This window comes from Ochrobactrum sp. RH2CCR150 (assembly GCA_014138095.1).
Lineage (GTDB): Bacteria > Pseudomonadota > Alphaproteobacteria > Rhizobiales > Rhizobiaceae > Brucella > Brucella gambitense.
The window spans coordinates 283,718-309,821 of the sequence record JACGXE010000002.1 but is presented as its reverse complement, the minus strand read 5'-3'; the positions used below and the strand labels follow the sequence as shown (position 1 = coordinate 309,821).

Genomic DNA, 26,104 nt, shown 5'->3' with positions numbered 1-26,104 from the left:
CTTACAGTTCGGAAAATGAGGTTTCCGAAGGGAACAGCTCGTTAATGATGCAGGCGACTTCCGTGCGGTTCGTGACCTTGAGCTTCTTCATGATATTCCGAATATGCACTTTCACTGTGCTTTCACGGAGCTTCAGTTCATATGCGATGATCTTGTTGGCCTTGCCGCGACGCAGCGCGTTGACGACCTCGGCTTGACGCTGCGTGAACATGCCGCCCAATGGCTGAATGCGCTGTGCGCCTGTTTCGGTCGCATGACGCAGAGCCAGAACACTGCTCGCCGGGACGAAGGTGCCGCCCGCCATGGCCAGACGCAGTGCTTCGATGCAGACATTGAGATTGACCGACGTCGGAATGTAGCCCTTCACGCCATGCTCAAGCGCGCGAACGACCTGCGATATTTCTTCCTTGTCAGCGAGGATGATCACCGGCGCAGGCGCGCATTCGGTAACGAGAGACTTGAGATAATTGCCGACCGCCGGGTCGGATACTTTCTGCCCGCCTACATTGAAGAGAACGGCAGATGCGGTCCGGCTGCGACGCTGATGTTGCCATTGTTCAAAAGAACTGAAGGTTGCAATCGCCATGTCAGTGCAATTATTGGTCAGTCCATGCGCGAGACATTCGCGATCCAATGCACGGCTGTCAATGATGACAACCAGAGACTGTTCACGTTCTTTGGTATAGTCACGTTGATCAGCAACGCGGCTCGCATACATGTTGCGAGAGTTGAGGCTCTCTTCCTTATCCTTGAACTGTGCAGAAATATTCATTTTAACGCCCTCTGAATCTTTTAAGAACGCAATCCTTCTCCATGTCTAACCTTCATTAAACATGTGGATTACATCGTGTTCTATTTTATGATTGTATTCAGTCGCCCTAAGTTCTTTTATATATCTTATTTTCCTAAATTATTGCCGAACTCCCCCGTGCTGTCATTAACCTAGATTAACGGGCGAATAGAAATATGGTTTAGAGTGTATCCGTTATTCTACCCAATTAGTGGTAGAAAATGCCCCCTTGCCAAATCATTGCCCCTCACGGAAGCTTGTCATCGAATATTACGCGATTTCGTACAGGATGAGCCGGGCAATCATCCTGATATCCAAACCACGCACCGGGTAACGCCGATGGGGCCGAATAACGAAGACAACACGCTGCTCAATCTTCTCAAGAATCCACCCATCGATGCGACCTTCGAGGCAAATGACCTTAATGTTCTGCGATCGATGCCGGTTTCGACCAGACACTATTCACCGCATACCATCATATCCAGACAAGGTGACTGGACGAATTCGGTGCTCATCATCAATAGCGGATGGAGTTGCATCTATCGCGACCTGCCGAATGGCGACAGGCAGATCCTCGACTTTCCGATGAAGGGTGACCTTCTCGGTTTCCGCACGGGATTGGGCTTCAACTATTACACGCTGTTTTCCATCACCGATATTTCGGTGCTGGAAATCAATCTCGATACGCTGGTTGAAAACATGCTGAAATCGGCCCGACTGGCCATGGCCTTCATGGAGATGACAGCGCGTCAGCGCACCATCCTGCTGGAACACCTGATCAGTCTGGGGCGGCGCGCCTCCGTCTCGCGTGTAGCCCACCTTCTTCTGGAACTCGGCTATCGTGCCCGGGCCAATGGCACTGGCGACGAGAACGGCTTTTATTGCCCTATCACCCAGAGCGAACTGGCCGACGCGCTCGGCCTGACGCCAATCCACACCAATCGCATGCTTCGCGAACTGCGCGAGGACAATCTGCTAACGTTCCGGAACAACGAAGTGAAATTCATGAACCGAACCGCGCTCATGCAGATTTGCAGCTTTGATGAAAGCTATCTCGCAGCCAATATCTTCGCGAGCATTCACAAATCCAACCGCTGAGCATCTTTATCCGCCCTTACCCTTAAGCTCAATTATTCGGCGATATCGGTTCTGTTTATCAAATCTTATCCGGATAGAGGCCAATACTGCGCCTGAGTAATCAGACGAGGAACAAGGCATGAACGGCGCGGAAAGCGAAGAACTTATTCACGTGCTCTATATTACGGCCATCGTCGCCGAAGCGATGACTGCGGCACTGGCCGCCGGACGCCGCGAGATGGACTGGATTGGCGTCTTCCTGCTCGGCTGCGTTACCGCGCTTGGCGGCGGATCGGTACGCGACGTGCTGCTCAATCACCACCCGCTGTCATGGGTGCAGCATCCAAGCTATCTGGTGATCACCGGCTTTGCGGCTTTGGCGACCATTCTCGTTGCACGCTACATGCATCGTCTGCGGCAGATGTTTCTTTTTCTCGACGCTATCGGTCTGGTGGTGTTCACGGTCATTGGCTGTGGTGTTGCGCTTGGCATGAATATGCCGATCATCATCGTCATTGCGGCGGGCATGATCACCGGCTGCGTCGGCGGTGTTCTGCGCGATGTGCTGTGCAATGATGTGCCGCTGCTTTTCCGCTCGGAACTCTACGCGACCGTATCGGTCGTCACCGGCGGCATCTATCTTGGCGGACTTTACCTCAATGTTTCGCAAGGACCCGCCGCCTTCGTGGCGATGGCGGCAGGACTTATTCTGCGACTTCTGGCGCTGCGCTTCAACTGGAGCATGCCGAAATTCGTCTATACGAAAGACCTGCACTAACTTTTTGAGTGCAGACTATCGTTCCTTTTTCTGACTGCGCGCGCGCAGCCAGAAAATGACGAAGAAACCCAGCACGAAGACGACGGCAAAGATCGCTGCGGCAACATGCGAGCGCGCGCCCAGCGCCAGCATGATGCTTGGCACGAAATAAGCGAGCACACCGAAGCCGATCAGGATGACGGCGGCGGCAATGGCCGGATGGCTTTTCTGCGGTTCAGCCAAGATTGCGGAACTCCTCAAACCTTTTTATCTGCTGGCCGTCACTATCAAAGTTTTCCGGTGCAAGCCATGCCTGATAGGCTTTCTTCAGTGCTGGCCATTCGCTGTCGATGATCGAATACCATGCCGTGTCGCGGTTCTTGCCCTTGGCCACCATATGCTGGCGGAAAATCCCCTCGAAGGTGAAACCGAAACGCTCCGCTGCGCGCTTGGAAGGCGCATTGTCATTGTTGCACTTCCATTCATAGCGACGATAGCCCAACTCGTCGAAGATATATTGCATAAACAGAAACTGTGCTTCCGTCGCCGCCGGCTTGCGCGAAATCAGCGGTCCCCAATAAATATTGCCGATTTCGATCACACCATGGACCGGGTCGATGCGCATCAGGGTCTGGCGACCGGCCACCTTGCCGCTGGCCTTGTCGATGACGGCATAAAACAGCGGATCTTCGCTTTTCGAAACCTTCTCCAGCCATGGCTCGAACTCCGCACGGGTCGCGGGCGGAAATTCGAACAACCAGGTAAAACGCTGGTCGGCATCGGTTACCGACGACGCCGCAAAAAGCTCGTCTCCATGCTTTTGCGGATCGAGCGGCTCCAGGCGCACATAGCGACCTTCCAGTACTTTTCGTTCCGGCCTCGGACGAGGGGTCCAGTTTTGCAAATCACTCATGTCATTACCCGGAAGGGCCTCCCATTTCGGGAACGAAAGGAGCATAAAAGCCCGGCCGCGCAAACCAGATTATTGTAGCCGTTTCATTTTTCTCGAATGGCGGCTCGATCAACCGAGACAGCCTTGATCAGCGCAACCACCTGGTCGCCGGTTTGCAAGCCAAGATCATCCACCGAGCGGCGTGTCAGGCGCGCGCCCAGATGACGTCCCTGAAAGTCGAGCGAGACATGCGCATTGGGGCCCTCACCCGCCTCGATGCCCGTAATGGTGACCGGCAGCACATTACGAATGCTGATCGCAACCGGCGCTGCGCGGGCCAGAGAAACATCCCGCGCCCGTACACGCAGGCGCACATGCATGCCCTGCTTGAGACCCGCATCCGTCAACTGGAACGACGCACCACCAAGGTCGATCTCGGCCAGCTTGTAGCTCTCGTCATAGGACGCGACCGTGCCTTCCAGAAGCACGCCGCTGCCCTCGCCGCCGATGGCTGGATCCGCTCCGATGCGTGGAAATATCTCCGCCGCCTCGCCGCTTGCCGTCACTTTGCCGCCGGAAAGCAGCACGATTTCATCAGCAAGCCGCGCCACTTCGTCTATCTCGTGACTGACATAGACAATCGGCACATGGCTTTCGTCACGCAGCCGCTCGATAAAGGGCAATATTTCCTGTCGGCGTGCATGGTCGAGCGAGGAAAGCGGCTCATCGAGAAGCAACAACGCCGGATCCGATAACAGCGCCCGTCCGATGGCGACACGCTGGCGCTCGCCGCCCGAAAGCGTCGACGGGCGGCGATCGAGAAGCGGCTCAATGCCGAGAAGCGTCACCACTTCATCGAAGTTGCGCGTGGCCTGTCGGTGACCTGCCCAGCGCGCATAGGTCAGGTTGCGCTTGACGCTCATATGCGGAAACAAACGGGCTTCCTGAAACACATAGCCGATGCGTCGTTTCTCGGGCGGCAGGTTGATGCCCTTATCCGCATCGAACAGCGCAAAATCGCCAACGGCGATACGTCCGCTTTCGGGGCGCAGCGTTCCGGCAATCATCTTCAAAAGCGTGGTCTTGCCCGCTCCCGAATGACCGAACAGAGCGGTTACACCGCCGCCCGCTGCAAAATTGGCTTCGACGGCGAATTTGCCATTGCGGCCCTTGATGGAAACAACGAGCCCACTCATTTGACGTCTCCGGCAAGCCTGCGCTGCAACCATTCGGAGAGCACAACGGCTATGATGGAAATCGCGGCGGAAATGGCAATCAGTCGGAATGCTTCGGCATCACCCGATGGCGTTTGCATCAAAGCATAAATCGCAAGCGAGAGGGTTTGCGTCTCGCCGGGAATATTGGAAACAAAGGTGATGGTCGCGCCGAATTCACCGAGCGCCTTGGCAAAGCCAAGCACAGCACCCGCCAGAACACCCGGCAGGAGCGGCGGCAGGATTACGGTGAAGAACGCCACCAACCGGCTGGCGCCCAATGTGCGCGCCGCTTCTTCAAGCCCACGATCCAGCCCTTCAATCGACAGGCGGATCGGACGGACGAGCAGTGGAAACGCCATGACACCAGCGGCAAGGGCAGCACCCGTCCACCGAAAGGAAAAGGACAAGCCCAACCATTCCTGCAAGGGAGCGCCAAAAGCACCTCTTGCGCCGAACAGGATCAGCAGCAGATAGCCTGTGACCACCGGCGGCAAAACCAGCGGCATGGTCACAAGCGCCTGCGCCAGAGACTTGCCCGGAAAATCAAACCGGGCAAGAATCCATGCAACAAGGAACGCGACTGGCAAAGCGAAAATGATGGCAATTCCGGCTACCCGGAGTGACAACAGAACAATCGGCCAGACGCCGGCTTCCATCATCACTTGCCTGCCTCCGCAGCGCCGACAAAGCCTTTATCCTTGATGATCGCCTGACCTGCATCGCTTTCAAGGAAAGCAAGGAACGCCTTGGCGGCATCGCTTTCATTCTTTTCAATGAGAGCAGCTGGATAGAGGATCGGCGCATGGCTGGTTGCCGGGAAACGGTAGGCTTCAACCAGATCCGGCGCGGCAGCGCGGTCAGATGCATAAACGATGGCGGCCTTCACTTCGCCGCGGCTGACATATTGCAGAGCAACACGCACATTCTCGGCGAATACGCCATTCTTTTCGACGTCTTTCCAGATATCGAGCTTTTCCAGCGCAGCCTTGCCATACTTACCGGCTGGCACATTGGACGGATCGCCCATGGAGAAGCGGCCAGCGCTCAAGAGCTCCTTGGCATCGGCCTTCGGCGTATCCTTCTGCGTGGCGATAACCAGCGCATTGCCTGCGATCACCTTACGCGACGCTTTGTCGATGGCATTGGCCTTCTCGACATAATCCATCCAGTCCAGATCGGCAGAAATGAAAATCTGGGCTGGAGCGCCCTGCTCGATCTGCTTGGCCAGCACCGACGAAGACGCGAAGGAAGCGACTACTTCCGTGCCATCCTTGGCCTTGATCTGCTTGGCAGCTTCTTCAATCACATCCTTCATGCTCGCAGCGGCAAATACCGTGACCTTTTCGGCGGCATGCGCGACCGAAGCGGCGCCAGCGGCAACTGTGATAAGAAATGCGGCTATAAATTTTTTCATGACTACCCTCCATATTGCCCGTTTGAACGGACAAACACCATCATCCGCCGGAACGAACCGGCGCGCTTTTTTTGCGATGATGGGCTTGATGGAGGCAAACGCGACCCGGATGCCGTCAGACCCTTGATGCACGGGCGTCCATGCAAAAGCCGCCCAAAATTCCGCAACGAATTCAGATCGTTCCAGAATCGAAGCCACAATAATGCGGTGCAACTTATTTGGCTAGTCCCGGAAGCCTATCAACTGCCGATATGCTTGTGCTGACCACGTGCTTTGGCAAGCGCGATCTGCTTCTGGCGTTCGGCAAAACGGGCGCGATCTTCCGGCGTGCGCTCATCGTAGCAACCAGCGCAGGAAATGCCTTCCTCGAAGAACTTCGAGAGCTTGTCCTCCGGCGTAATCGGACGACGACAGGCGCGGCAAAGCTCCACGTCGCTTTCCGTCAAGCCATGACCAACGGCAACGCGCTCGTCGAAGACAAAGCACTCGCCATTCCACATGCTTTTTTCCTGCGGAACTTCTTCGAGATATTTGAGAATTCCGCCCTTCAGATGGAAAACATCGTCAAAGCCGAGGCCTTTGACAAAAGCTGTTGCCTTTTCACAGCGGATACCGCCGGTGCAGAACATGGCAATCTTTTTGCCTTCCAGCTTGTCGCGGTTCTGCTCGACCCAATCCGGAAACTCGCGGAAGGTCTTGGTCTGCGGATCAAGGGCACCCTCGAACGTGCCGATGGCATACTCATAATCGTTGCGCGTATCGACAACGACCGTGTTTTCGTCAGCAATCAGGGCGTTCCAGTCCTGCGGAGCGACATAGGTGCCGACGCTTTTCAGTGGATCTATACCGTCGACACCCATGGTGACGATTTCCCGCTTCAACCGCACCTTCATGCGATTGAACGGCATTTCGCTTGCATAGGAATATTTCAGTTCCGGCTGGCCGAGCCCCGGAATGGCAGTGATATGTTGGACGAGCTTTTCAATCGCAGCTGGCGAACCGGCAACCGTTCCATTGATGCCTTCGGCAGCCAGAAGCAGCGTCCCCTTGATGCCATTGCCGCAGCAAAGCTGGGCCAGCGGCTCGCGCAGGCTTTCATATTGCGGCAGCGGCGCAAAGCAATAGAGGGCGGCGACGGTGAAAGGTAAATTGCTCATCGGTTGTGTCTTCTTTGAAAATCTACCCCGCAACTAATCTCCTGACACGGCGAATTCAAGACTACTTTATCCTCACAGCCCCGGATGCGGCGAAAATCACCTCGAAGACCACTGTCCAAGAGGAGAAACGCATGTTCGACAGACAAACCATCGACGCTATGACCGCCATGGCAAAACAGGCGCAGATCGACCCGGCGGCGTTGCTGGCAGTTGCAGAAGTGGAAAGCGGCGGTCGCGCGCTTTACGATGTGGATGGACACAAGGAACCGGCGATCCGCTTTGAAGGGCATTATTTCGACCGCAGGCTTTCCGGACGCATTCGCGATTATGCCCGCAAAAATGGCCTGTCTGCACCTGAAGCGGGCAAGATCGCCAATCCGAGATCGCAAGTCGACCGCTGGCTGCTGCTGGAGCGCGCCATGGGCCTCGACAAGAAGGCCGCGCTGGAATCCACCTCATGGGGATTAGGTCAGGTCATGGGTGCACATTGGGAGTGGCTTGGCTTTGCTTCGGTCGATGCGCTGGTGGCGGAAGCGCGGGGATCACTTGCCGGTCAGGTGCAGCTGATGTTGCGATTCATCGAAAAGACAGGGCTGGCGGATGCCATGCGCACCTGCGACTGGCGCGGCTTTGCAAAGCGCTATAACGGCCCCGCTTTCGCCCGCAACAGTTACGATACGCGCATGGCCGCCGCTTATGAGCGTTGGCAAAAGCAGATCGGCACACTCAAGACTGCGGCCTGAAAACAAGCTTGTCCCGGCTGTGGACAAGTTCGCCTCATACATTTAAATCGATTTATTACATTCCGTGCATGTCCATTTTTGCGGAATCGCTGCACATTCCGCAAAATACGCCGAAGTACTCCAACAGCCGAGCGAGCCGATGCCTCAGAAAACCGATCTTCTCGTCCCCGTCATGACAGGCCAGCCGGTTATCCCGGTTCTGTTGATCGACAAGGTAGAACATGCCGTGCCGCTGGCGCGCGCATTGGCCAAGGGCGGCCTGCCCGCCATTGAGATCACCTTGCGTACGGCAGCGGCCCTGGACGCCATTCGCGCTGTCGCGGATGAAGTGCCGGAAGCCATCGTCGGTGCGGGCACCATCCTCAACGCCAAGCAATATGAGCAGGCTGCAAAGGCCGGTTCGCGCTTTATCGTCAGCCCCGGCGCGACCAAGCAGATTGTCGACGCGGCCAATGACAGCCCCGTCCCGCTGCTGCCCGCTGCCATCACGCCGAGCGAAATGCTGGCGCTGCGCGAAGAAGGCTATACGCATCTGAAGTTCTTCCCGGCCGAACAGGCAGGCGGCGCGTCCTTTCTGAAGGCGCTCTCCTCACCGCTGGCCGGCACATTCTTCTGCCCCACGGGCGGCATCAGCCTCGCCAATGCCAAAACCTATCTATCGCTGCCAAACGTTGTTTGTGTTGGCGGCTCGTGGGTTGCCCCGAAGGAACTCGTGGAAGCGGGCGAATGGGATGCCATCACCAAGCTTGCAAGCGATGCCGCCAGCCTGAAAGGCTGACGCTCCGATAACCGACCAATAAAAAAGGGGCCTTCAAGGCCCCTTTTGTTTGATCCGTAATCGTTGATCAATTGGTTGCAGTGAATTTTGCGACCGTCAGGAAGGTCACAGCATTACCGCTGAACTTGTTGGCGCGGTCGCTTGGCAGGTCACCCTGCTGGAAGCCAGCCGTATAGACCATAGCCGGAGCGGTGCGCATCGCATCGTTACGCAGAACCGGATTGGTAACCGGAGCCTTCTGCGACATGGACTCCGACGACATCGCCATTTCCGCATTATGCACGGCTGCTGGCTGCACCACGACATGTGGCTTGGCCGAAGACGCCTTGGCAACACGACGCGCACCCTTGGCAGTGGTACGGACGCCGGTATCGACGGCCTTGCCAACGGCAACGGGCTGCTTGGCGCGGGCGACAGCGGGTTCAACCGGCGCTGCGACTGGGGCCAGAGAGGCGGTCTGAACCGGCGCTGGTTTCAGCTGCACTTTGGCGACCGGCTCGGAATCATAGTCGTCGCTTGGCGGCGCGATCAGTTCGCCGATCTCATCCTTCTTGGTCAACAGCGCGAGCTGGGTATTGGCCTCGGCGCGCGGAGCCTGCTTCGGCAGCGGCAAAGCGCCCACTTCACCCGGATTTGTCGGCGACGAACCAGCACCGGCAACAGCCACGGCATCATTCTCTTGATTGTTGACCAGTGCAGCGATCGCATCCTGACCGGAAGCAGCAGGCTGTTCACCCGGGCGGCCCGGACGCTGCGACGGAATAACCGAGGCAACAAGCTGTGCCTGCGCATTGTCACCTTCAAGCTGCGGACGTGCTGAAGGGATCGGCACGAAACCGTTCATGAGCGGCGATGCATCGGCCACCTGCGCCGCATTTGGATCGGCGGCAGCAAGCGCCACGGCATCCTGCGGCGCCATTTCAGGCTTGCGCGCCGGAATCGGCACATTCATCGCCACAACAGCGGCGCCCTGATCAGCAACATTGCCGGTCTGCGCCTGAGATTCGAGTGATTGCGGGTTCAAACCAGTTTCAGGACGCGGTGCCTGCATCGGAACCGGCGCTTCACGCGGCGGCAATGCGGCGACCATCGTTTCGCGCGGCTGAGCCGGGGCTTCTTCTTCCGGTGCTGCGGCTGGAGCCTGCTTGGCCGGAGCTGTCGCACGGGCCGGACGCGCCGTCGCCGGCGCAGCAATATCGCCATTATCTTCTTCTTCGTCCGCACCGCCGCCAAAGAGCGCGCCAAACAGCGTCTTGCTCTTGCGCGTCGATGTGGAATTGCTGGCCACCATGACGTCACCGCCACCGCCGGCCTTGCGCTTTTCGATCATGGCCAGAGCCTGCTCATAACCCGGCAACGGCTTGCCGTCAGCGGGAAGGTGAGCGGTCTTGCCATCCGGGAACAATGCCAAAAGCTCACGGCGGCTCATGCGCGGCCAGGAGCGGACATTGCCGACATCCATGTGCACGAAAGGCGAGCCGGAGCGCGGATAATAACCGACGCCGCCGATCTGGTAGCGCATGCCGATGCCGCGCAGCTTGGCCAGATTGACGCCCGGAATAAAGTAATCCATCGCGCGGCCCAGCATGTGCTGGCTTTTCTTGGCAACGCCGCGCGTGTTCGAACGCAGCATGGCGTTGGTCGCAGGCGAGCGATAGGCCGATACAACCGTGATATATTGGCTTGATCCCGTGGACTGATAGACCTGCCAGACCAGATCGAACAGGCGCGGGTCCATCTTGGTCGGCTCATTGCGACGCCAGTCACGCAGGAAGACATTGAGGCGCTTCAGCCCTTCGGGCACATAGCGGCCATTCTTCTTGAAGACGATTTCCGCCTTCTCGCCCGTATGGACGTAATAAAGTTTAAGGGAGCGGGTTTCAGCCGAAGCCTGCGTTGGGGTACCCACGAGGGCAATTGCCGCCGCAACAAGGGAAAACGAGAGAGACAGACGCGCCTTCGCACCAATCCGGGCTTTTTGCCAGACATTCGCGAAATGCGCTTTCATGGTCGATATGCTGTTCATCGAATCGTATCGCCTTACCGTTTTGTCCGCCCCCAGAGGCTACAAGTCCGAAACTTACGGCAACTGTCAGTCACAACAGTTGCAAATGGTCTCGTCCGCAGCTCTCTTTCCAAGTGACCTTTTCTGAGCGTCGCACGAAATCCGCTTCGTTCCGCCATAGATCCAATTGTCGGATTTAATGGTTAATGGACGCTTAGTGAACAACAAATGCGGAAACACCATGGCAAAAAAGACACAGGAGCGCATCTATTTTCGCTATGGTAAAAAAACTATTAACAGTCTTTAATTGGCAACAGTGCGCCTAACCTCCAAAGAAGGAGGATTAGAACTTCATAAAATTCAATAATTTAGGCTGATTTTATTATCCTGCGGTGCGCCTGAAAGGGGTGCTGTCCCCGTCATGACCGTCATCAAATCCCCTGCCAGAGATGGAGGTCACATCAATGCCATATTCCTTGAGCTTGCGGTAAAGTGTGGTCCTTCCGATGCCCAAACGACGCGCGACTTCACTGATTTGCCCATCGTAATGCGCCAGTGCGAAGCGGATCATCTCCTCTTCGGCGGCAGCAAGCGTGCGCACTTCACCCTCGGCATTCATACCGCTGATGACGCCCGGCGTTACCTTGCCGGATGTGGCACCGACAGGCATTGCCGTCCACGGACCAGTGTAGGATGCGCCCGTCCAGCTATCCGTATTGCTCACCAGTTCGGCAAAATCCGTCATGGTCAGCTCGCGCGTTTCGCATAGCAACACCGCGCGGAACACCGCATTCTTCAGCTCACGCACATTGCCCGGCCAGTCATAGGTCTTCAGCTGCTCCAGCACATGCGGGGCAATGCCGGTGATATGGCCGCGACGCTCCTCGCTGGCAAAGCGCATCGTGAAATGATGCAGCAGAATGCCAATGTCTTCAGGTCGATTGCGCAGTGCCGGAACCGGCAGCATGAACGACCCCAGCAATTGACCAAGCCCCGGATGAAACCGCCCCATATGGACGAGATCGTTCAGGGGCTGCGTGGTGGAAGCCATGACGCGCGCATTGAACGGATATGGGACGCCCGCTGCTTCAAATTGTCCCGTTTGCATCGCCGAATAAAGCCGCATCTGGGCATGGCGCGGCAGAAAGCCAACCTCATCCAGATAAAGCGTGCCACCATCGGCGCTTGCCAGCTTGCCGAATACGCCGTCTGCCCCAGCTATTGCAGAGCCCGGCATACGGGCCGCTTCTGAAGCGCCGAACAGGATCTGGTCCACATTATCCGATGTCAGCGTGCGACAATCGACGGTGATGAAGGTTTCACGCCATCTTGCGCCGCCGCTGCAAATGGCGCGGGCTAGCGTTTCCTTGCCGCTACCCGGTTCGCCATCCAGAAGAAGCGGCGCATCCAGCGCGGCAGCGCGCCTTGCGGCAACCATCGCCCGCTCCATGTCCGGGCTTCTGGCAATGATATCGGAGAGCGGAAAATGCGTCCGCAGCGAACGATTGCGGCGCACCTCATGTGCAAGCGCATCGAGCTTGAGCACATTGGAAATGGAAAGCTGAATGCGTTCTGGCACGACAGGTGTGGTCACGAAATCGACCGCGCCGAGTTTGACGGCCTGCAAGGCCCTGTTAAGCCCATCGTTCTGGACAAGCACGATCACCGGAGTTGTCACACCTGCATCACGCATCTTGGCGAGAACACTCAGCCCGTCCATATCCGGCATGGCCATGTCGAGCAGGATCAGCGCAATATCCTTGCGCTGCGTCGCGAAGCTGAGCGCGCCGCTGCCACCGTCGGTCAGGATGGTGCGATAACCCATGCGCTGGACCATCGCCTCAATGTTGCGTCGGTGAATCGGATCATCATCCGCTATGAGAATGCGCGTGCCCATTAAAAGCTTTAATCAACCTGTGGAGTTCCCGCGCCCGAACACATTAAACAGTTTAAAAACAGAACAAAGTTTTATGCTCCAGGCGCGCTATTTGGAGCCAGAGCACTAACAATTGCAAGACCTTAAAACAGTATCTGATGCTACATTCACAAAATTTTCGGCTAAAAAACACTCAATGCTAGAAGCGCCCAAAAAGTAATCGCGGAAGTTACTGGCAATTTATTGGTTGCTTACATAACACCGGTTGTACCGCTTTATTGTGCCCCTTGGCGATCCCGGCAAGACATGCGAGAAGAAGGCCAATAGGAGAATGCTTATGACCCGTTTTTCAGACTCTGCTTCGTTCAACGCAGTTCTTCAAGCGCCGGTTTTGGCCCCATCCGGGGATAGCGCCGCTGCCGAAAAGACCGACCTTGGCAAGTTGCCGGAATGGAACCTCGCCGATCTTTATCCCGCGCCGGACAGCCCGCAGCTCAAGGCCGATATCGAAAAGGCCATGAAGGATTCAGTTTCGTTTGAAGAGCGCTGGAAAGGCAAGCTCGGCGCGGAAGCAGCGAAAGCTGACGGCGGCGATTTTGCCGATGCGATCAAGCAGTTTGAGGCACTGGACGAGTTGCTGGGGCGGATCGCCTCCTATGCAGGGCTCTATTATTACGGCGATACGACCGATCCGAAGCGCATGAAGCTTTTTGGCGACGTGCAGCAGAAGCTGACTGACGCCAGCACGCATCTCATCTTCTTCAGCCTCGAACTGAACCGTATCGAGGATGCAATTCTCGACAAGGCGATGGATGCCAATGCGGCAATCGGGCATTATCGCCCGTGGCTGACCGATCTGCGCAAGGACAAGCCCTATCAGCTGGAAGACAAGCTGGAACAGCTTTTCCATGAAAAGTCGATCACCGGCTTCGGCGCATGGAACCGCCTGTTCGACGAGACCATGTCGGGCTTGCGTTTCGAGGTCGACGGTCAGGAACTGGCAATCGAACCGACACTGAACATGCTGCAGGACGCCGATGGCGCAGTCCGCAAAAAGGCTTCGGAAGCGCTTGCCAAGACATTCGGCGCCAATCTGCGCACGTTTACGCTGATCACCAACACGCTGGCCAAGGACAAGGAAATCTCCGACCGCTGGCGCGGTTTTCAGGACATTGCCGACAGCCGTCACCTTGCAAACCGCGTCGAACGCGACGTTGTGGATGCGCTGGCCAAGGCGGTCGAAGATGCCTATCCGCGCCTTTCGCACCGCTATTATGCGCTGAAGGCCAAATGGCTTGGCCTCGACAAGCTGGAAAACTGGGATCGCAACGCACCGCTGCCGGAAACGCCACAGGCCCTGATTTCATGGGACGAAGCGCGCGATACCGTGCTTTCCGCCTATGGCAATTTTGCGCCGGAAATGGCTGCGATCGCCAAGGATTTCTTCGACAAGAACTGGATCGATGCGCCGGTTCGCCCCGGCAAGGCTCCGGGCGCTTTCGCGCATCCGACCGTCCCGTCCGCGCATCCTTATGTACTGCTCAACTATATGGGCAAGCCGCGCGACGTGATGACGCTTGCCCATGAGCTTGGCCATGGCGTGCATCAGGTTCTCGCTGGCGGTCAGGGCGCGCTGATGGCGTCAACCCCGCTGACGCTGGCCGAAACCGCTTCGGTCTTCGGCGAAATGCTGACCTTCCGCTCGCTGCTGGAGCGCACGAAAGACAAGCGTGAACGCAAGGCGATGCTGGCCCAGAAGGCCGAAGACATGATCAATACGGTCGTGCGCCAGATCGCGTTCTACCAGTTCGAGCGTCGCGTCCACACCGAGCGCCGTGAAGGCGAATTGACGTCTGAGCGCATCGGCGAAATCTGGATGGATGTGCAGCGCGAAAGCCTCGGCGACGCGGTGCACCTCAATCCGGGCTATGAGACCTTCTGGACCTATATCCCGCACTTCATCCACTCGCCATTCTATGTCTACGCCTATGCTTTCGGCGATTGCCTGGTGAACTCGCTCTATGCCGTCTATCAGAATTCCGAAAAGGGCTTTCAGCAGAAATATTTCGACATGCTGAAAGCGGGCGGCACCAAGCATCACACGGAACTGCTGGCGCCGTTCGGCCTCGACGCAACGGACCCGAACTTCTGGAGCAAGGGCTTGTCGGTGATCGAAGGCATCATCGACGAACTCGAAGCCATGGAAGACTGAGGCAGAAGTGACCCGAACGGGTAACAAACCGCTGATCCTGTTTCGGGACGACAAGGCGGGCCGCGATGTGCTTTTCGCGGCCCCCTCGACCATCATCCGCGCCGACGAGCCGGATGAATTCGATGATGCATGGGAAGCGATGCAGCGCGCCCATGCGGACGGAAAATGGCTGGCGGGCTATCTTTCCTACGAGGCCGGTTATCTTCTCGAACCGAAGCTGAAGCCCCTTCTGCCGGAGGGGCGCAAGGCCCCTCTCCTGTGCTTCGGCGTTTTCGATGGGCCGTCTGACGATGACTTGCATCATCGCGGCAATGACAATGCGACCTATCTGCGCGCTCCCATCGCCGAATGGACGCCGGCCGAATATGAAACGCGGTTCAACCGCCTGCATCAGCACCTGCGCGAAGGCGATTGCTATCAGGGCAATCTGACTTTTCCAGTTCATGCGGAATGGGGCGGTGATCCGCTGGTGCTGTTCAACGCGCTCGCTATGCGCCAGCCGGTTCGCTACGCGACCTATTGCGATCTCGGCGGCCCGGCTGTCCTGTCGCGCTCGCCGGAGCTGTTCTTTGAGGTGGATGCGGACGGGTGGATCGAAACCCACCCTATGAAAGGCACCATGCCGCGCGGGGCAACGCCCGAGGAAGACGAAGCGAACCGCACCTTTCTGATGAACGATCCAAAAAACCAAGCGGAAAACCGCATGATCGTCGATCTGCTGCGCAACGACATCTCGTTGATCAGCGAAGTCGGCTCGCTCGACGTGCCTGAGCTTTTCCGGGTTGAATCTTACCCGACGGTACACCAAATGATTAGTCGGGTACGAGCAAGGCTGAAAAGCGATATTCCCCTGCGGTCGCTATTTGCAGCCCTTTTCCCCTGCGGTTCGATTACCGGCGCGCCGAAAATCAGTGCCATGGAAATCCTGCGCAAGCTGGAACCCAACCCACGTGACATTTACTGCGGTTCGCTCGGCTGGATTGAGCCAAGCGGACGAATGCGCTTCAATGTTGCCATCCGCACGATCTCGCTTCTCGACGAAAATCGTGCAATCTTCAATGTCGGGGGCGGCGTGGTTTTCGATTCCACGGCGCAAGCGGAGTATGAGGAATGCCTTCTGAAAGCACGGTTCGCGACGGGACACACACCGTCAGTACGGAACCAGAATATCAGTTGCCAGAATACCAGTTGATAGAAACCATGCGATGGGAGCCTCTGTCCGGGGTTCTGCGTCTGCAATTGCATCTGGCGCGACTGGAACAGTCCGCGCGCGAGCTTGGTTTTTCCTGCAATATGGACGCTATCCGCCAGCAGATTGAAGATGCTGGCTCCGGTGACCGCGCTCTGAAATTGCGCCTCACTCTGGCCCCTGACGGCGTTGCCAATGTTGTGGCCTACAAATATGAGCCGCTGCCGCAGCAAACGACGTGGCGCATAGCGATCGCACGCACCCGCCTTAAACATGACGATCCCCTGCTACGTTACAAGACGACGCGCCGTCAGGCCTATATCGCCGCCCGCGAGGAGTATTCTTCTGCGGAAGTGGACGAAGTTATTCTGCTGAATGACCGCGATGAGGTCTGCGAAGGCACGATCACGTCGATTTTCCTCGATATTGGCGGCACAACCTGTGTGACGCCTGCTCTATCCTGCGGGCTTCTGGACGGCGTTTTGCGGCGTGAACTTCTAAACAATAGCGTGGTGTCGGAAGGGATGGTTTCCGTCGACGATCTCAAGAATGCGCGCAATATTCTGGTCGGCAATTCACTGCGCGGGATGATCCGCGCCAAGCTGATTGAAAGCTAAATTCCTAAAATGCGTTAAACACGTCTGCATGTCATAGGGCTGTGACGTTTCTTTCTTTGTATGAAGTTGTGTTATTGTTGCGGTTTCAAACCTGCCGACGAACGGTAACAGAGCGAAACACCGCAAATTTGAGCGGTTTACACAGAGGAAGAAAATGGCGAAAGCGAAATGGCAAGTCTATAGCGAGATCACCGGCCCCGTAATCATGATCGGCTTTGGGTCGATCGGGCGCGGTACCCTGCCGCTGATAGAGCGTCATTTCAAATTCGACAAATCGCGGATGGTCGTGATCGACCCGAGCGAGAAGAACCGCCAGATTCTTGACGACAAAGGCATTCGTTTCGTCAAGCAGGCGATCACCAAGGACAATTACGCAGAAGTGCTGGATCCGTTCCTGAAAGGTGCGGAAGGACAGGCATTTGTCGTCAATTTGTCGGTTGATACCGGTTCCGTCGATCTGATGCACTATAGCCGCAAGAACGGCGCGCTTTATATCGACACCGTTGTCGAGCCGTGGCTTGGCTTCTATTTCGACGCCAAGGCGGATAATGCCGCGCGCACCAATTATGCGCTGCGCGAAACCCTGCTGGCCGAAAAGCGCAAGAATCCCGGCGGCCCGACCGCCGTTGCGTGCTGCGGCGCCAATCCGGGCATGGTGTCGTGGTTCGTCAAGAAAGCGCTTGTCGATCTGGCAACTGAACTCAAGCTCGACTTCACCGAACCGGCGGCAGATGACCGCAACGGTTGGGCCAAGCTGATGAAAAAGGCTGGCGTGAAGGGTGTGCACGTCGCCGAACGCGATACACAGCGCGCCAAGGAACCAAAGCCGTTCAACACGTTCTGGAATACCTGGTCCGTGGAAGGCTTCATTTCCGAAGGCTTGCAGCCTGCCGAACTCGGCTGGGGCAGCCACGAAAAGTGGAAGCCGAAGAATGCGCGCAAGCAGAAGAAGGGCACGAAGGCGGCGATTTTCCTTGAACAGCCCGGCGGCAATACGCGTATCCGCACGTGGTGCCCAACGCTCGGCGCGCAATTCGGCCTGCTCGTCACCCATAACGAAGCGATCTCGATCTCCGATTTCTTCACCGTGCGGGACAAGAAGGGCAAGCTCGACTACCGCCCGACGTGTCATTATGCCTATCATCCGAGCAATGACGCCATTCTCTCGCTGGACGAAATGTTCGGCGCGGGCGGCAAAGCCCAACCTGTCCAGCATGTGCTCGAGGAAGCCGAAATCCTCGACGGTTCGGACGAACTGGGCGTTCTGCTCTATGGTCATGACAAGAACGCCTACTGGTACGGTTCGCAGCTGACTGTCGCGGAAGCGCGCAAGCTTGCGCCCTATCAGAACGCAACCGGCTTGCAGGTTTCGTCCGCCGTTCTGGCCGGTATGGTCTGGGCGCTTGAAAACCCGAACAGCGGCATCGTCGAAACCGACGAGATCGACTATCGCCGCTGCCTCGACGTCCAGATGCAGTATCTGGGTCCGGTCAAAGGCTATTACACCGACTGGACGCCCCTTGAAGGTCGCGGTCATCTGTTCGAGGAAGACCTCGACACCAAAGACCCATGGCAGTTCCGCAACGTGCTCGTGCGCTGATGAAACAAAGCAGGGCCCGGCATTGACCGGGCCTTTGCGTCTCAGCATTTCGAACGAAATTGATGTGATTTCCCCAAAATGCCCGGTCAATTAAGACGCATAGCGGCAGACCGCTTTCCCGATCTCGTGGCATTGCTCTGCGGGCTGCTGATCCTGCCGTGGATTCTGGGTGTGCCGGGACATCCAAGCCAGCTTGTGCAAACTGGATGGACGATTGGCCTTGTTTCGATGGTCGTCTATCTGGCCATCTATCAGACGGCGAAGTCCCTCGCCTCCTATGGAGCCGTCAAGAACAATCCGACACGCAACGCCCTGATCAGTCGCGCGAACAAGTGGTCGGCAAGCCTGCTTATCATGCTGATGCTTATATCTTTCGGGCTGATATTCACGGCCTAACACCGCCATCTGCGCGGCGATTTTGCATCATTACCAATAAATTAACAAGTCTGGCGGCCAATCCTCACATTCGGGACTTGTTTTCGTGTAAGTTTCGATTCATCACAAGTCATTATCCCCATTTGGAGAGAGATTGGACATGAAAAGCTTCCGCATCGTTGCCCCACTTGCCGTCATGTCGCTTGTGCTGGCGGCTTGCGAAACGACCGGACCGGTCGGCGGCAATGTTCCAACTGTCTCCCGCGCACCAAGCGGTATCGAAGGCAGCTGGGTCGATCCAAACGGCATCGTGTCGTCGTTCAACGGCGGCATCTTTGAAACCCGCACCACCGATACCAATGAACGGCTGGCCGAAGGCAACTATCGCTATCAGTCGCCACAGCTCGTTGAAATCGACATGCGCTCGATCGTGCGCGGCACCTCATCCAAGGTCAATTGCGCTCTGGTTTCGCAAAACCAGCTGAACTGCACCTCGTCGGCAGGCTCGCGCTTCTCGCTGTCCCGCCGCGCAACCAGCTAAAAGCGAAACGTAATATCCATTCCAGTTCAAGCGGCGCGGGCGATGCTCGCGCCGCTTGAATTTTTTGTTGTCTGCAATTGTCAGGATTGTAATTTGCCGCTTTTTCTGGCCTTTGCTTACTACGCATTTCCCGCGTAAAACCGTTTCACACTTTTGCTGGAAATGCTCTATTTTCCAGCGGGATAGGAGTCGGCTCATGAGCAAGATTGATACAGTACACCAGAACCCAGATCAGTCCGCGCAAGCGAAACTGCCCAAAGTCGGGGTTCTGCTGGTCAATCTGGGGACGCCGGACGGCACGAGTTACGCCCCGATGCGGCGCTATCTTGCCGAGTTTCTGTCTGACCGCCGCGTGATCGAGTGGTCGCGCCTGTTCTGGTATCCGATTCTCTACGGCATCGTGCTCAACACGCGCCCCAAGCGTTCGGGCAAGCTGTACGACCGCATCTGGAACCACGAAAAGAATGAATCGCCGCTGCGCACCTTTACGCGCGCTCAAGGCGAAAAGCTTAGCACTGCACTCGCAGACATTCCCAACGTGGTCGTGGACTGGGCGATGCGCTATGGCCAGCCGTCCATCGAAAGCGTGACTGACCGACTGCTGCAACAGGGCTGCGAGCGTATCGTCGTGTTCCCGCTCTACCCGCAATATTCGGCCACCACGACCGCGACGGTGAACGACAAGTTCTTCGAAGCGCTGATGAAAAAGCGCTTCATGCCCGCTAGCCGCACCATTCCGTCTTACGAGTCGGAACCGGTTTATATCGAAGCGCTGGCGCGTTCCATTGAAAGCCATCTCGCAACGCTTTCCTTCAAACCGGAAGTGATTCTGGCCTCCTATCACGGCATTCCGAAAAGCTATTCCGACAAGGGCGATCCTTATCGCGAACAATGTCTGGAAACCTCGCGCCTTTTGCGCATCCGGCTTGGAATGGACGAAAACCAGTTCCGCTCTACCTTCCAGTCCCGTTTCGGGCCGGAGGAATGGCTCCAGCCTTACACGGACGAGACCGTGGAAAATCTGGCGAAACAGGGCGTCAAATCCGTTGCGGTGCTCAATCCGGGATTTGTCGTGGACTGTCTGGAAACGGTTGACGAGATCGGTAATGAAGCCGCCCATCTTTTCCATGAAAACGGCGGCGAGAATTTCAGCCACATCCCTTGCCTCAACGATAGCGAGGAAGGCATGAAGGTTATCGAAACGATGGTACGGCGCGAATTGCTGGGTTGGGTGTAATATAAGGGAATAGGGGAATAAGGCAGTAAGGGAATAGGTTTTCATACTCCCTTATTCCCCTACTCACCTACTCCCCTAACGGATAAGGGTTAGACAATGACAGGTTTCGACATCACGCTGCTTATTCTGGCTGCGCTGGTTCTGGCGACACTCTTTGCAGGTATCAAGACGGTGCCGCAGGGTTTCAACTATACGGTGGAACGTTTCGGCCGCTATACGCGCACGCTCAATCCGGGCTTGAACCTGATCGTTCCCTTCTTCGACCGGATCGGCGCGCGCCTCAATATGATGGAGCAGGTGCTGGACGTTCCGACACAGGAAGTCATCACCCGCGATAACGCCATTGTCGGCGTCGACGGCGTTGCCTTCTATCAGGTGCTGAACGCGGCGCAGGCAGCCTATCAGGTCGCCAACCTGCAATATGCGATCCTCAACCTCACCATGACCAATATCCGTACGGTCATGGGTTCGATGGACCTCGACGAATTGCTTTCCAACCGCGATGCGATCAATGATCGCCTGCTGCGAGTGGTTGACGAAGCGGCCCACCCGTGGGGCATCAAGATGACCCGCGTGGAAATCAAGGATATCAATCCGCCGGCAGATATCGTCACCTCGATGGCTCGCCAGATGAAGGCGGAGCGCGACAAGCGCGCACAGGTTCTGGAAGCCGAAGGCGACCGCAACGCGCAAATTCTGCGTGCCGAGGGCCAGAAGCAGTCTCAAATTCTCGAAGCCGAAGGCAAGCTGGAAGCCGCGAAGCGCGAAGCAGAAGCCCGCGAGCGTCTGGCCGAGGCCGAGGCAAAGGCCACGACACTGGTGTCGGACGCCGTTTCCAACGGCAATGTGCAGGCGCTCAACTACTTCGTGGCACAGAAATACACCGAAGCGCTGAGCAATATTGCCAGCGCCAAGAACCAGAAGGTCGTGCTGATGCCGCTGGAGGCAAGCTCGCTCATCGGTTCGCTCGGCGGTATTGGCGCCATCGCGCGGGAAGTATTCGGCGACGGCAGCAAGCCTGTCGATCCGACACCGCCATCGCCGGGCCTGTCGCGTCCGCGTAGCGTTCCGCCGACCAACCGCAGCTAAAACAAGGACGGAGCGCCATGATTATCGAACTTCTGTCCGGACTTGGCATTTATAGCTGGCTGGTTCTGGGACTGGTCCTGCTCATTCTGGAAATTCTGGCGCCCGGCATTTTCTTCATCTGGTTCGGCCTCGCAGCACTGGTGACCGGAGGTATAGCCTTCCTCCTGTCATCGGCCACCGGCTTTGGCTGGCAGTTCCAGCTGGTTGTTTTTCTTGTTCTGTCAGTCGTTTTCGCACTGGCAGGCCGCCGCTTCTTCGGCTCGAGGAGTGACAACCAGGACGAGCCTCTGCTCAACCGGCGCGGTGAACAACTCGTTGGCCAGCGCACGACACTGACCGAGCCTATCATCAATGGGCGCGGACGCATTCGTATCAACGATACGACATGGCGTGTGAAAGGACCGGACCTGCCCGCAGGAACAGAAGTTCGTGTCGTGGCCTTCGATCCGGTTTCGCTAGAGATAGAAGTGGCGGTTTAGGGGAATAGGGCAGTATGTCATGCCCTCTTCGTCAACATACTCCCTTACTGCCTTATTCCCCTACTCCCTTAATCAGGCAGCCCCGATCCGCAGCAGATCGTGGAAATGCACGAGGCCGACCGGGCGGTTGTCCTCGACCACGATCAGTGCGCCAATATGGTTTTCGTTGATGGCGTTGAGCGCGGCGGTTGCCAGCATATTCTGGTCGACCGTCTTGGGCTTGCGGGTCATGATGTCATCAACCGCCAGTTCCGCAAGACTGCGATGCAGATTGCGCGAAATATCGCCGTCTGTAACGATACCGGCCAGTTCGCCGTTATCATCAACCACGACCACGCAGCCAAAACTCTTTTGCGCCAGCACTTTCATCGCGTCCACCATGGCGGTGCCGACCGGCACCAGCGGGATGCGGTCGCCACGATGCATGATATCGCGGATATGGATAAGGCTCGCACCCAGCGATCCGCCGGGATGGAAGGTCTTGAAATCGCTCGGCGTAAAACCGCGGGCTTCCAGAAGCGCTATCGCCAGCGCATCGCCGATGGCCAGCTGCAACATGGTCGATGTCGTCGGCGCCAGACCATGCGGGCAGGCTTCCGCCGTCTTGGGCAATATAAGCGCGATATTGGCCGCACGACCGAGCGCCGAATCCTCACGCGAGGTGATTGCAATCAGCGGAATGCGAAAGCGCTGCGAATAATTGACGACGCCCTTCAGCTCTGCCGTTTCACCAGACCAGGAAATCGCCAGAATCACATCGTCGCGGTCGATCATGCCAAGATCGCCGTGATTGGCTTCCGCCGAATGCACGAAAAACGCCGCCGTTCCCGTCGAGGCAAAAGTGGCGGCAAGCTTCGCGCCGATATGACCGCTCTTGCCGACGCCCGTGACGACCAGACGCCCCTTGGCGGCAATGATCTGATTCACAGCCTCCGTGAAAGGGCCGGACAAGCCGTTGCCAAGCGCTTGTTCAAGCGCGGCGAGGCCTTCGTTTTCGGTTCTAATGGTCCGGAGCGCCGAAGCGATGGCCGCTTCCGCACCCGTCGAAATCTGGGTCTGATCGAGCTTTTCCATGGTCGAAAGCGTTAGCCTCTTCGCTGTCCGTTGTCCAAGCTTTTATTGCCGATAAATAATTGCTTTCGCTCGGCAACGCGGGCAATGGCAACCAAGAATTAACCATGTGCCTTTACCGTTCATCTACCACGTTGCAACGGTTTGAAATTACATATGCCATTTGCCAAGCCCCTATCCGGCGGTTCGACGCCCATTGCCAGCAGGCTGAGAAGCCTGTTTCTGGCGGGTGCGGCGATGGCTATCCTCCCTTCCCTCTCGCATGCTCAGGACGCCTATCTTCGCGGCAGTGTCCCGGAAGATGTGCTTTCCGCCTCTTCGCCGGATACGCTTGCCACGCGAGGGCTGGCCGCGCCCGGCCGTTCCGACAATGCTGGCACCACCGGCAGTGGCGATGACGGTTCCGACGCATTCTATGCACCGACGCAGGACAATGCCGCCGCAGCTGATGCACAGCCGCAGCCAAATCCGGCTGCGCAGGCACAGGATCAGCAGGCCCTCCAGCCCGACACCATGCGCGTTGGTGCAATAACCAGCGAAGCGGATAGCGATAGCGGACGCGTACAGCGTGAAAACACGCGCCAAACGCCGGAACAGGGGCGCGGTCCGACACAAGAGGCCGATCCCTTTGCGCCGGTTGGCATGCGTGCCGGATCTTTCGTGCTACGCCCGTCGCTTGAACAAGGCATCCGCGCGACATCGAATGGTGATAATAGCCCCACCGGCTCCAGTTCCGTCCTTTCCGAAACCACGTTGCGGCTCAATGCGCAGTCCGACTGGGCGCGGCATCAGGCGACGCTCGATGCATCGGGCACGATGAGCAAATCCATCTCCGGTCAGGATGTGAACGAACCGCAGATCGACATTCAAGGCAATCTGCGCCTCGACCTGACGGATCAGACCACGGTCAATACCGGCGCGGGGTACAGGCTGCGGCGTGAAAGCGCCTCCAACCCGAATGGTGTCGTCGACGCCTTGAAGCGTCCGCTGGTTCACACATTTAACGGCAGTCTCGGCGTCGAACACGATACCGGGCTTGTTTTCGGGCGCGCCACGGGCCGCGTCGAACACGACATGTATGGCGATGCAGAACTGCCTTCCGGCGGAACCGTCAGCCAGAAGGATCGTGATAACACCTATGCCAGCATCACGCTGCGCGGTGGTTTCTCCGTGTCGCAAGCCATCAAGCCTTTTGCCGAAGTCGAACTGGGCAAACGCATTTTCGATGAGCGCGTGGATAGCAACGGCTATGAACGCAGTGGATCGCAATTTGCGCTGCGCGGCGGCCTGATGGTCGACATGGGAGAGAAGCTGAACGGAGAGTTCGCCGCCGGTTATATGCGCGCCACCAGCGACGACGACCGTCTTGGTGCTGTCAGCGGACCGTCGATCAATGCCGCACTCAACTGGTCACCGTTGCGCGGCACCGATGTGCGGCTTTATTCGCAAACCACCGTGGATATGTCCACCACACCGGGCATTGCCGGATCGCTGCTGCAATTCGCAAGCCTCGATGTCACACATCGCGTCCTGTCAGATCTTAGCCTCAATGGCCGGGTCGATGCGCTTATCCGCGCAAACAAGGATGGCACCGGCACGGATTATACGCTAGGCGCACAGATTGGCGCGACCTACTGGATCAACCGTTTTGTGGGGCTCGATGCGCGCCTGCGTCACGAATTCCTGACAAGCCAGATCTCGGAGCGCGAGTATAAATCCAACAGCATTTATCTCGGCGTGAAAGTGCAGCGCTAAACGCTATTTGCTTTTACGCATTATCCAACGCAAAACCGCTTCGCACTTTTGCTGGAAATGCTCTGCATACAAAAAAACCGCCCTCATGACTGAAGGCGGTTTTAGATTTTCGGGCTAACGATCTCAGGCAGGCTTGATCGTTTCCAGCAATTCGCTGATCGAAACTTCCACCGATGGGCGGATATCCTGACGCCACAGAGCGAAGGCGACATTGGCCTCGATAAAGCCCGCCTTGGAACCGCAATCGAAAGTGCGGCCCTGATAGTCGAAGCCGTAGAACTTCTGCGCATCGGCCAGTTTCAGCATCGCGTCGGTGAGCTGGATTTCGTTGCCAGCACCCTTTTCCTGCTTGCTCAGCAGCTCGAAAATTTCCGGCTGCAGAATATAGCGACCATTGATGTAGAGATTGGACGGCGCGGTGCCCTTGGCAGGCTTTTCAACCATCTGGGTGATCTCGAAACCGGAGCCGATTGCATTGCCCTTGCCGACGATACCGTATTTATGCGCCTCTTCCGGGTCGCATTCCTGCACCGCGATGACATTGCCGCCGGTCTTTTCGTAAAGCTCGACCATTTCGGCCAGGCAGCCCTTCTTCGACTGCATTACCATATCCGGCAGCAGAAGCGCGAACGGCTCGTCGCCGACCAGCTCGCGGGCACACCAGACAGCATGACCAAGGCCCAGCGGAACCTGCTGGCGGGTGAAGCTCGTCGTGCCCGGCTGCGGCTGCAAATCCTGCAGATGATCAAGCTCGGCCTTTTTGCCGCGTTCGGCAAGCGTGGCATACAACTCGACCTGCGCATCGAAATAATCTTCGATGACCGCCTTGTTGCGTCCGGTGACGAAAATCAGATGTTCGATGCCAGCCTCACGCGCCTCATCGACCACATATTGGATGACGGGCTTGTCTACGACCGTCAGCATTTCCTTCGGAATGGATTTGGTGGCGGGAAGGAACCGGGTGCCGAGACCGGCAACAGGGAAAACGGCTTTGCGGATTTTGCGGATCGAACTCATTCGTCTCCTCGATTTTCACTAACGCTACTTTGCTATCAAAGCACTGAAGCAACTGAATTTCAAATAAGGCTATTTCATTAAAGAACGACGAAATTACACAAGCCATACCATCACATTAAATGACCCATTCTTAATGTTGTTTGATTCAAAAATTTTTCCAATTTTCGGGCAAATTTTCCCCCACCCTCTCGATGGTAAACCAAATGCTAACCGACA

The 26,104-nt window shown here is 57.0% G+C and carries 24 protein-coding genes and 1 pseudogene; 14 read left to right on the top strand and 11 right to left on the bottom strand.

Features of this window, described 5'->3' with window-relative positions; all coding sequences use genetic code 11:
• Window position 1 precedes the first annotated feature (1 nt).
• Entirely contained in the window at window positions 2-772 is a 771-nt protein-coding gene (locus FHW03_RS05115; RefSeq protein ID WP_182519647.1) for a response regulator transcription factor, read from the bottom strand.
• A 357-nt stretch (window positions 773-1,129) separates the two neighbouring features.
• Here FHW03_RS05115 and FHW03_RS05110 point away from each other — a divergent pair, with 357 nt between their 5' ends.
• Entirely contained in the window at window positions 1,130-1,888 is a 759-nt protein-coding gene (locus FHW03_RS05110; protein ID WP_182519646.1) for a Crp/Fnr family transcriptional regulator, read from the top strand.
• Between the two features lie 118 nt (window positions 1,889-2,006).
• Window positions 2,007-2,645 (top strand): trimeric intracellular cation channel family protein, encoded by a 639-nt coding sequence (locus tag FHW03_RS05105; RefSeq protein WP_182519645.1) that lies wholly within the window; start codon window positions 2,007-2,009, stop codon window positions 2,643-2,645.
• Window positions 2,646-2,660: 15 nt separating this feature from the next.
• Here the strand turns inward: FHW03_RS05105 and FHW03_RS05100 are convergent, their stop codons facing one another.
• From FHW03_RS05100 to FHW03_RS05075, 6 genes are all read right to left on the bottom strand, one after another.
• Entirely contained in the window at window positions 2,661-2,867 is a 207-nt protein-coding gene (locus FHW03_RS05100) for a hypothetical protein (RefSeq protein ID WP_078339220.1), read from the bottom strand.
• Window positions 2,860-3,537: a GNAT family N-acetyltransferase gene (locus FHW03_RS05095; RefSeq protein ID WP_138783584.1), complete on the bottom strand. Its 678-nt coding sequence runs from the start codon at window positions 3,535-3,537 to the stop codon at window positions 2,860-2,862. Before FHW03_RS05095 ends, FHW03_RS05100 begins: the two co-directional genes overlap by 8 nt.
• 83 nt (window positions 3,538-3,620) lie before the next feature.
• Complete coding sequence (gene modC, locus FHW03_RS05090; RefSeq protein ID WP_182519644.1) at window positions 3,621-4,712, bottom strand: molybdenum ABC transporter ATP-binding protein; 1,092 nt, start codon at window positions 4,710-4,712, stop codon at window positions 3,621-3,623.
• Window positions 4,709-5,392 carry a molybdate ABC transporter permease subunit gene (gene modB / locus FHW03_RS05085; RefSeq protein WP_210277193.1) on the bottom strand — a complete coding sequence of 228 codons (684 nt, stop codon included), beginning with the start codon at window positions 5,390-5,392 and terminating at the stop codon, window positions 4,709-4,711. The genes modC and modB overlap by 4 nt, the downstream gene beginning before the upstream one ends.
• Complete coding sequence (gene modA / locus FHW03_RS05080; protein WP_182519642.1) at window positions 5,392-6,147, bottom strand: molybdate ABC transporter substrate-binding protein; 756 nt, start codon at window positions 6,145-6,147, stop codon at window positions 5,392-5,394. Before modA ends, modB begins: the two co-directional genes overlap by 1 nt.
• A gap of 239 nt (window positions 6,148-6,386) precedes the next feature.
• On the bottom strand, window positions 6,387-7,304 hold the full coding sequence (locus FHW03_RS05075) for a rhodanese-related sulfurtransferase (RefSeq protein WP_182519641.1): 918 nt from the start codon (window positions 7,302-7,304) through the stop codon (window positions 6,387-6,389).
• A gap of 131 nt (window positions 7,305-7,435) precedes the next feature.
• On the opposite strand from FHW03_RS05075, the gene FHW03_RS05070 reads away from it, so the two are divergent.
• Both FHW03_RS05070 and FHW03_RS05065 read left to right on the top strand, forming a co-directional pair.
• Entirely contained in the window at window positions 7,436-8,047 is a 612-nt protein-coding gene (locus FHW03_RS05070) for an N-acetylmuramidase family protein (RefSeq protein ID WP_182519640.1), read from the top strand.
• 139 nt (window positions 8,048-8,186) lie between these two features.
• On the top strand, window positions 8,187-8,825 hold the full coding sequence (locus FHW03_RS05065; RefSeq protein ID WP_182519639.1) for a 2-dehydro-3-deoxy-phosphogluconate aldolase: 639 nt from the start codon (window positions 8,187-8,189) through the stop codon (window positions 8,823-8,825).
• 67 nt (window positions 8,826-8,892) lie between these two features.
• Here FHW03_RS05065 and FHW03_RS05060 read toward each other — a convergent pair whose 3' ends face one another.
• Both FHW03_RS05060 and FHW03_RS05055 read right to left on the bottom strand, forming a co-directional pair.
• A complete protein-coding gene (locus tag FHW03_RS05060; protein ID WP_182520053.1) occupies window positions 8,893-10,833 on the bottom strand; it encodes a DUF882 domain-containing protein in 1,941 nt (646 codons plus the stop codon).
• Between the two features lie 379 nt (window positions 10,834-11,212).
• Window positions 11,213-12,727 (bottom strand): sigma-54 dependent transcriptional regulator, encoded by a 1,515-nt coding sequence (locus FHW03_RS05055; protein ID WP_182519638.1) that lies wholly within the window; start codon window positions 12,725-12,727, stop codon window positions 11,213-11,215.
• A 316-nt stretch (window positions 12,728-13,043) separates the two neighbouring features.
• Here FHW03_RS05055 and FHW03_RS05050 point away from each other — a divergent pair, with 316 nt between their 5' ends.
• The 9 genes and pseudogenes from FHW03_RS05050 to FHW03_RS05010 all read left to right on the top strand — a co-directional run bounded on the left by FHW03_RS05050 (window position 13,044) and on the right by FHW03_RS05010 (window position 22,053).
• Entirely contained in the window at window positions 13,044-14,918 is a 1,875-nt protein-coding gene (locus FHW03_RS05050) for a M3 family oligoendopeptidase (protein ID WP_182519637.1), read from the top strand.
• Between the two features lie 7 nt (window positions 14,919-14,925).
• Window positions 14,926-16,110, top strand: a complete 1,185-nt coding sequence (locus tag FHW03_RS05045; RefSeq protein WP_182519636.1) for an aminodeoxychorismate synthase component I — start codon at window positions 14,926-14,928, stop codon at window positions 16,108-16,110.
• Window positions 16,029-16,724, top strand: coding sequence for an aminotransferase class IV family protein (locus FHW03_RS05040; RefSeq protein ID WP_182519635.1), 696 nt, complete (start codon window positions 16,029-16,031; stop codon window positions 16,722-16,724). Before FHW03_RS05045 ends, FHW03_RS05040 begins: the two co-directional genes overlap by 82 nt.
• Window positions 16,725-16,878: 154 nt before the next feature.
• A complete protein-coding gene (locus tag FHW03_RS05035; RefSeq protein WP_182519634.1) occupies window positions 16,879-18,324 on the top strand; it encodes a homospermidine synthase in 1,446 nt (481 codons plus the stop codon).
• Between the two features lie 78 nt (window positions 18,325-18,402).
• Window positions 18,403-18,720: a hypothetical protein gene (locus FHW03_RS05030; RefSeq protein WP_182519633.1), complete on the top strand. Its 318-nt coding sequence runs from the start codon at window positions 18,403-18,405 to the stop codon at window positions 18,718-18,720.
• A 139-nt stretch (window positions 18,721-18,859) separates the two neighbouring features.
• Window positions 18,860-19,240, top strand: a complete 381-nt coding sequence (omp10, locus tag FHW03_RS05025) for an outer membrane lipoprotein Omp10 (RefSeq protein WP_109368022.1) — start codon at window positions 18,860-18,862, stop codon at window positions 19,238-19,240.
• A gap of 196 nt (window positions 19,241-19,436) precedes the next feature.
• Window positions 19,437-20,477, top strand: a complete 1,041-nt coding sequence (gene hemH / locus FHW03_RS05020; RefSeq protein ID WP_182519632.1) for a ferrochelatase — start codon at window positions 19,437-19,439, stop codon at window positions 20,475-20,477.
• A gap of 96 nt (window positions 20,478-20,573) precedes the next feature.
• Window positions 20,574-21,566: an SPFH domain-containing protein gene (locus FHW03_RS05015; protein ID WP_151588954.1), complete on the top strand. Its 993-nt coding sequence runs from the start codon at window positions 20,574-20,576 to the stop codon at window positions 21,564-21,566.
• Between the two features lie 17 nt (window positions 21,567-21,583).
• A pseudogene (locus FHW03_RS05010) lies at window positions 21,584-22,053 on the top strand (NfeD family protein).
• Window positions 22,054-22,117: 64 nt separating this feature from the next.
• Here the strand turns inward: FHW03_RS05010 and FHW03_RS05005 are convergent.
• Window positions 22,118-23,119, bottom strand: a complete 1,002-nt coding sequence (locus tag FHW03_RS05005; RefSeq protein ID WP_182519630.1) for a KpsF/GutQ family sugar-phosphate isomerase — start codon at window positions 23,117-23,119, stop codon at window positions 22,118-22,120.
• 153 nt (window positions 23,120-23,272) lie between these two features.
• Here FHW03_RS05005 and FHW03_RS05000 point away from each other — a divergent pair, with 153 nt between their 5' ends.
• Entirely contained in the window at window positions 23,273-24,871 is a 1,599-nt protein-coding gene (locus FHW03_RS05000; protein ID WP_182519629.1) for an outer membrane beta-barrel protein, read from the top strand.
• Between the two features lie 123 nt (window positions 24,872-24,994).
• On the opposite strand, the gene galU is transcribed toward FHW03_RS05000, so the two are convergent.
• Window positions 24,995-25,888 carry a UTP--glucose-1-phosphate uridylyltransferase GalU gene (galU, locus tag FHW03_RS04995; protein WP_182519628.1) on the bottom strand — a complete coding sequence of 298 codons (894 nt, stop codon included), beginning with the start codon at window positions 25,886-25,888 and terminating at the stop codon, window positions 24,995-24,997.
• Window positions 25,889-26,104: the final 216 nt, after the last annotated feature.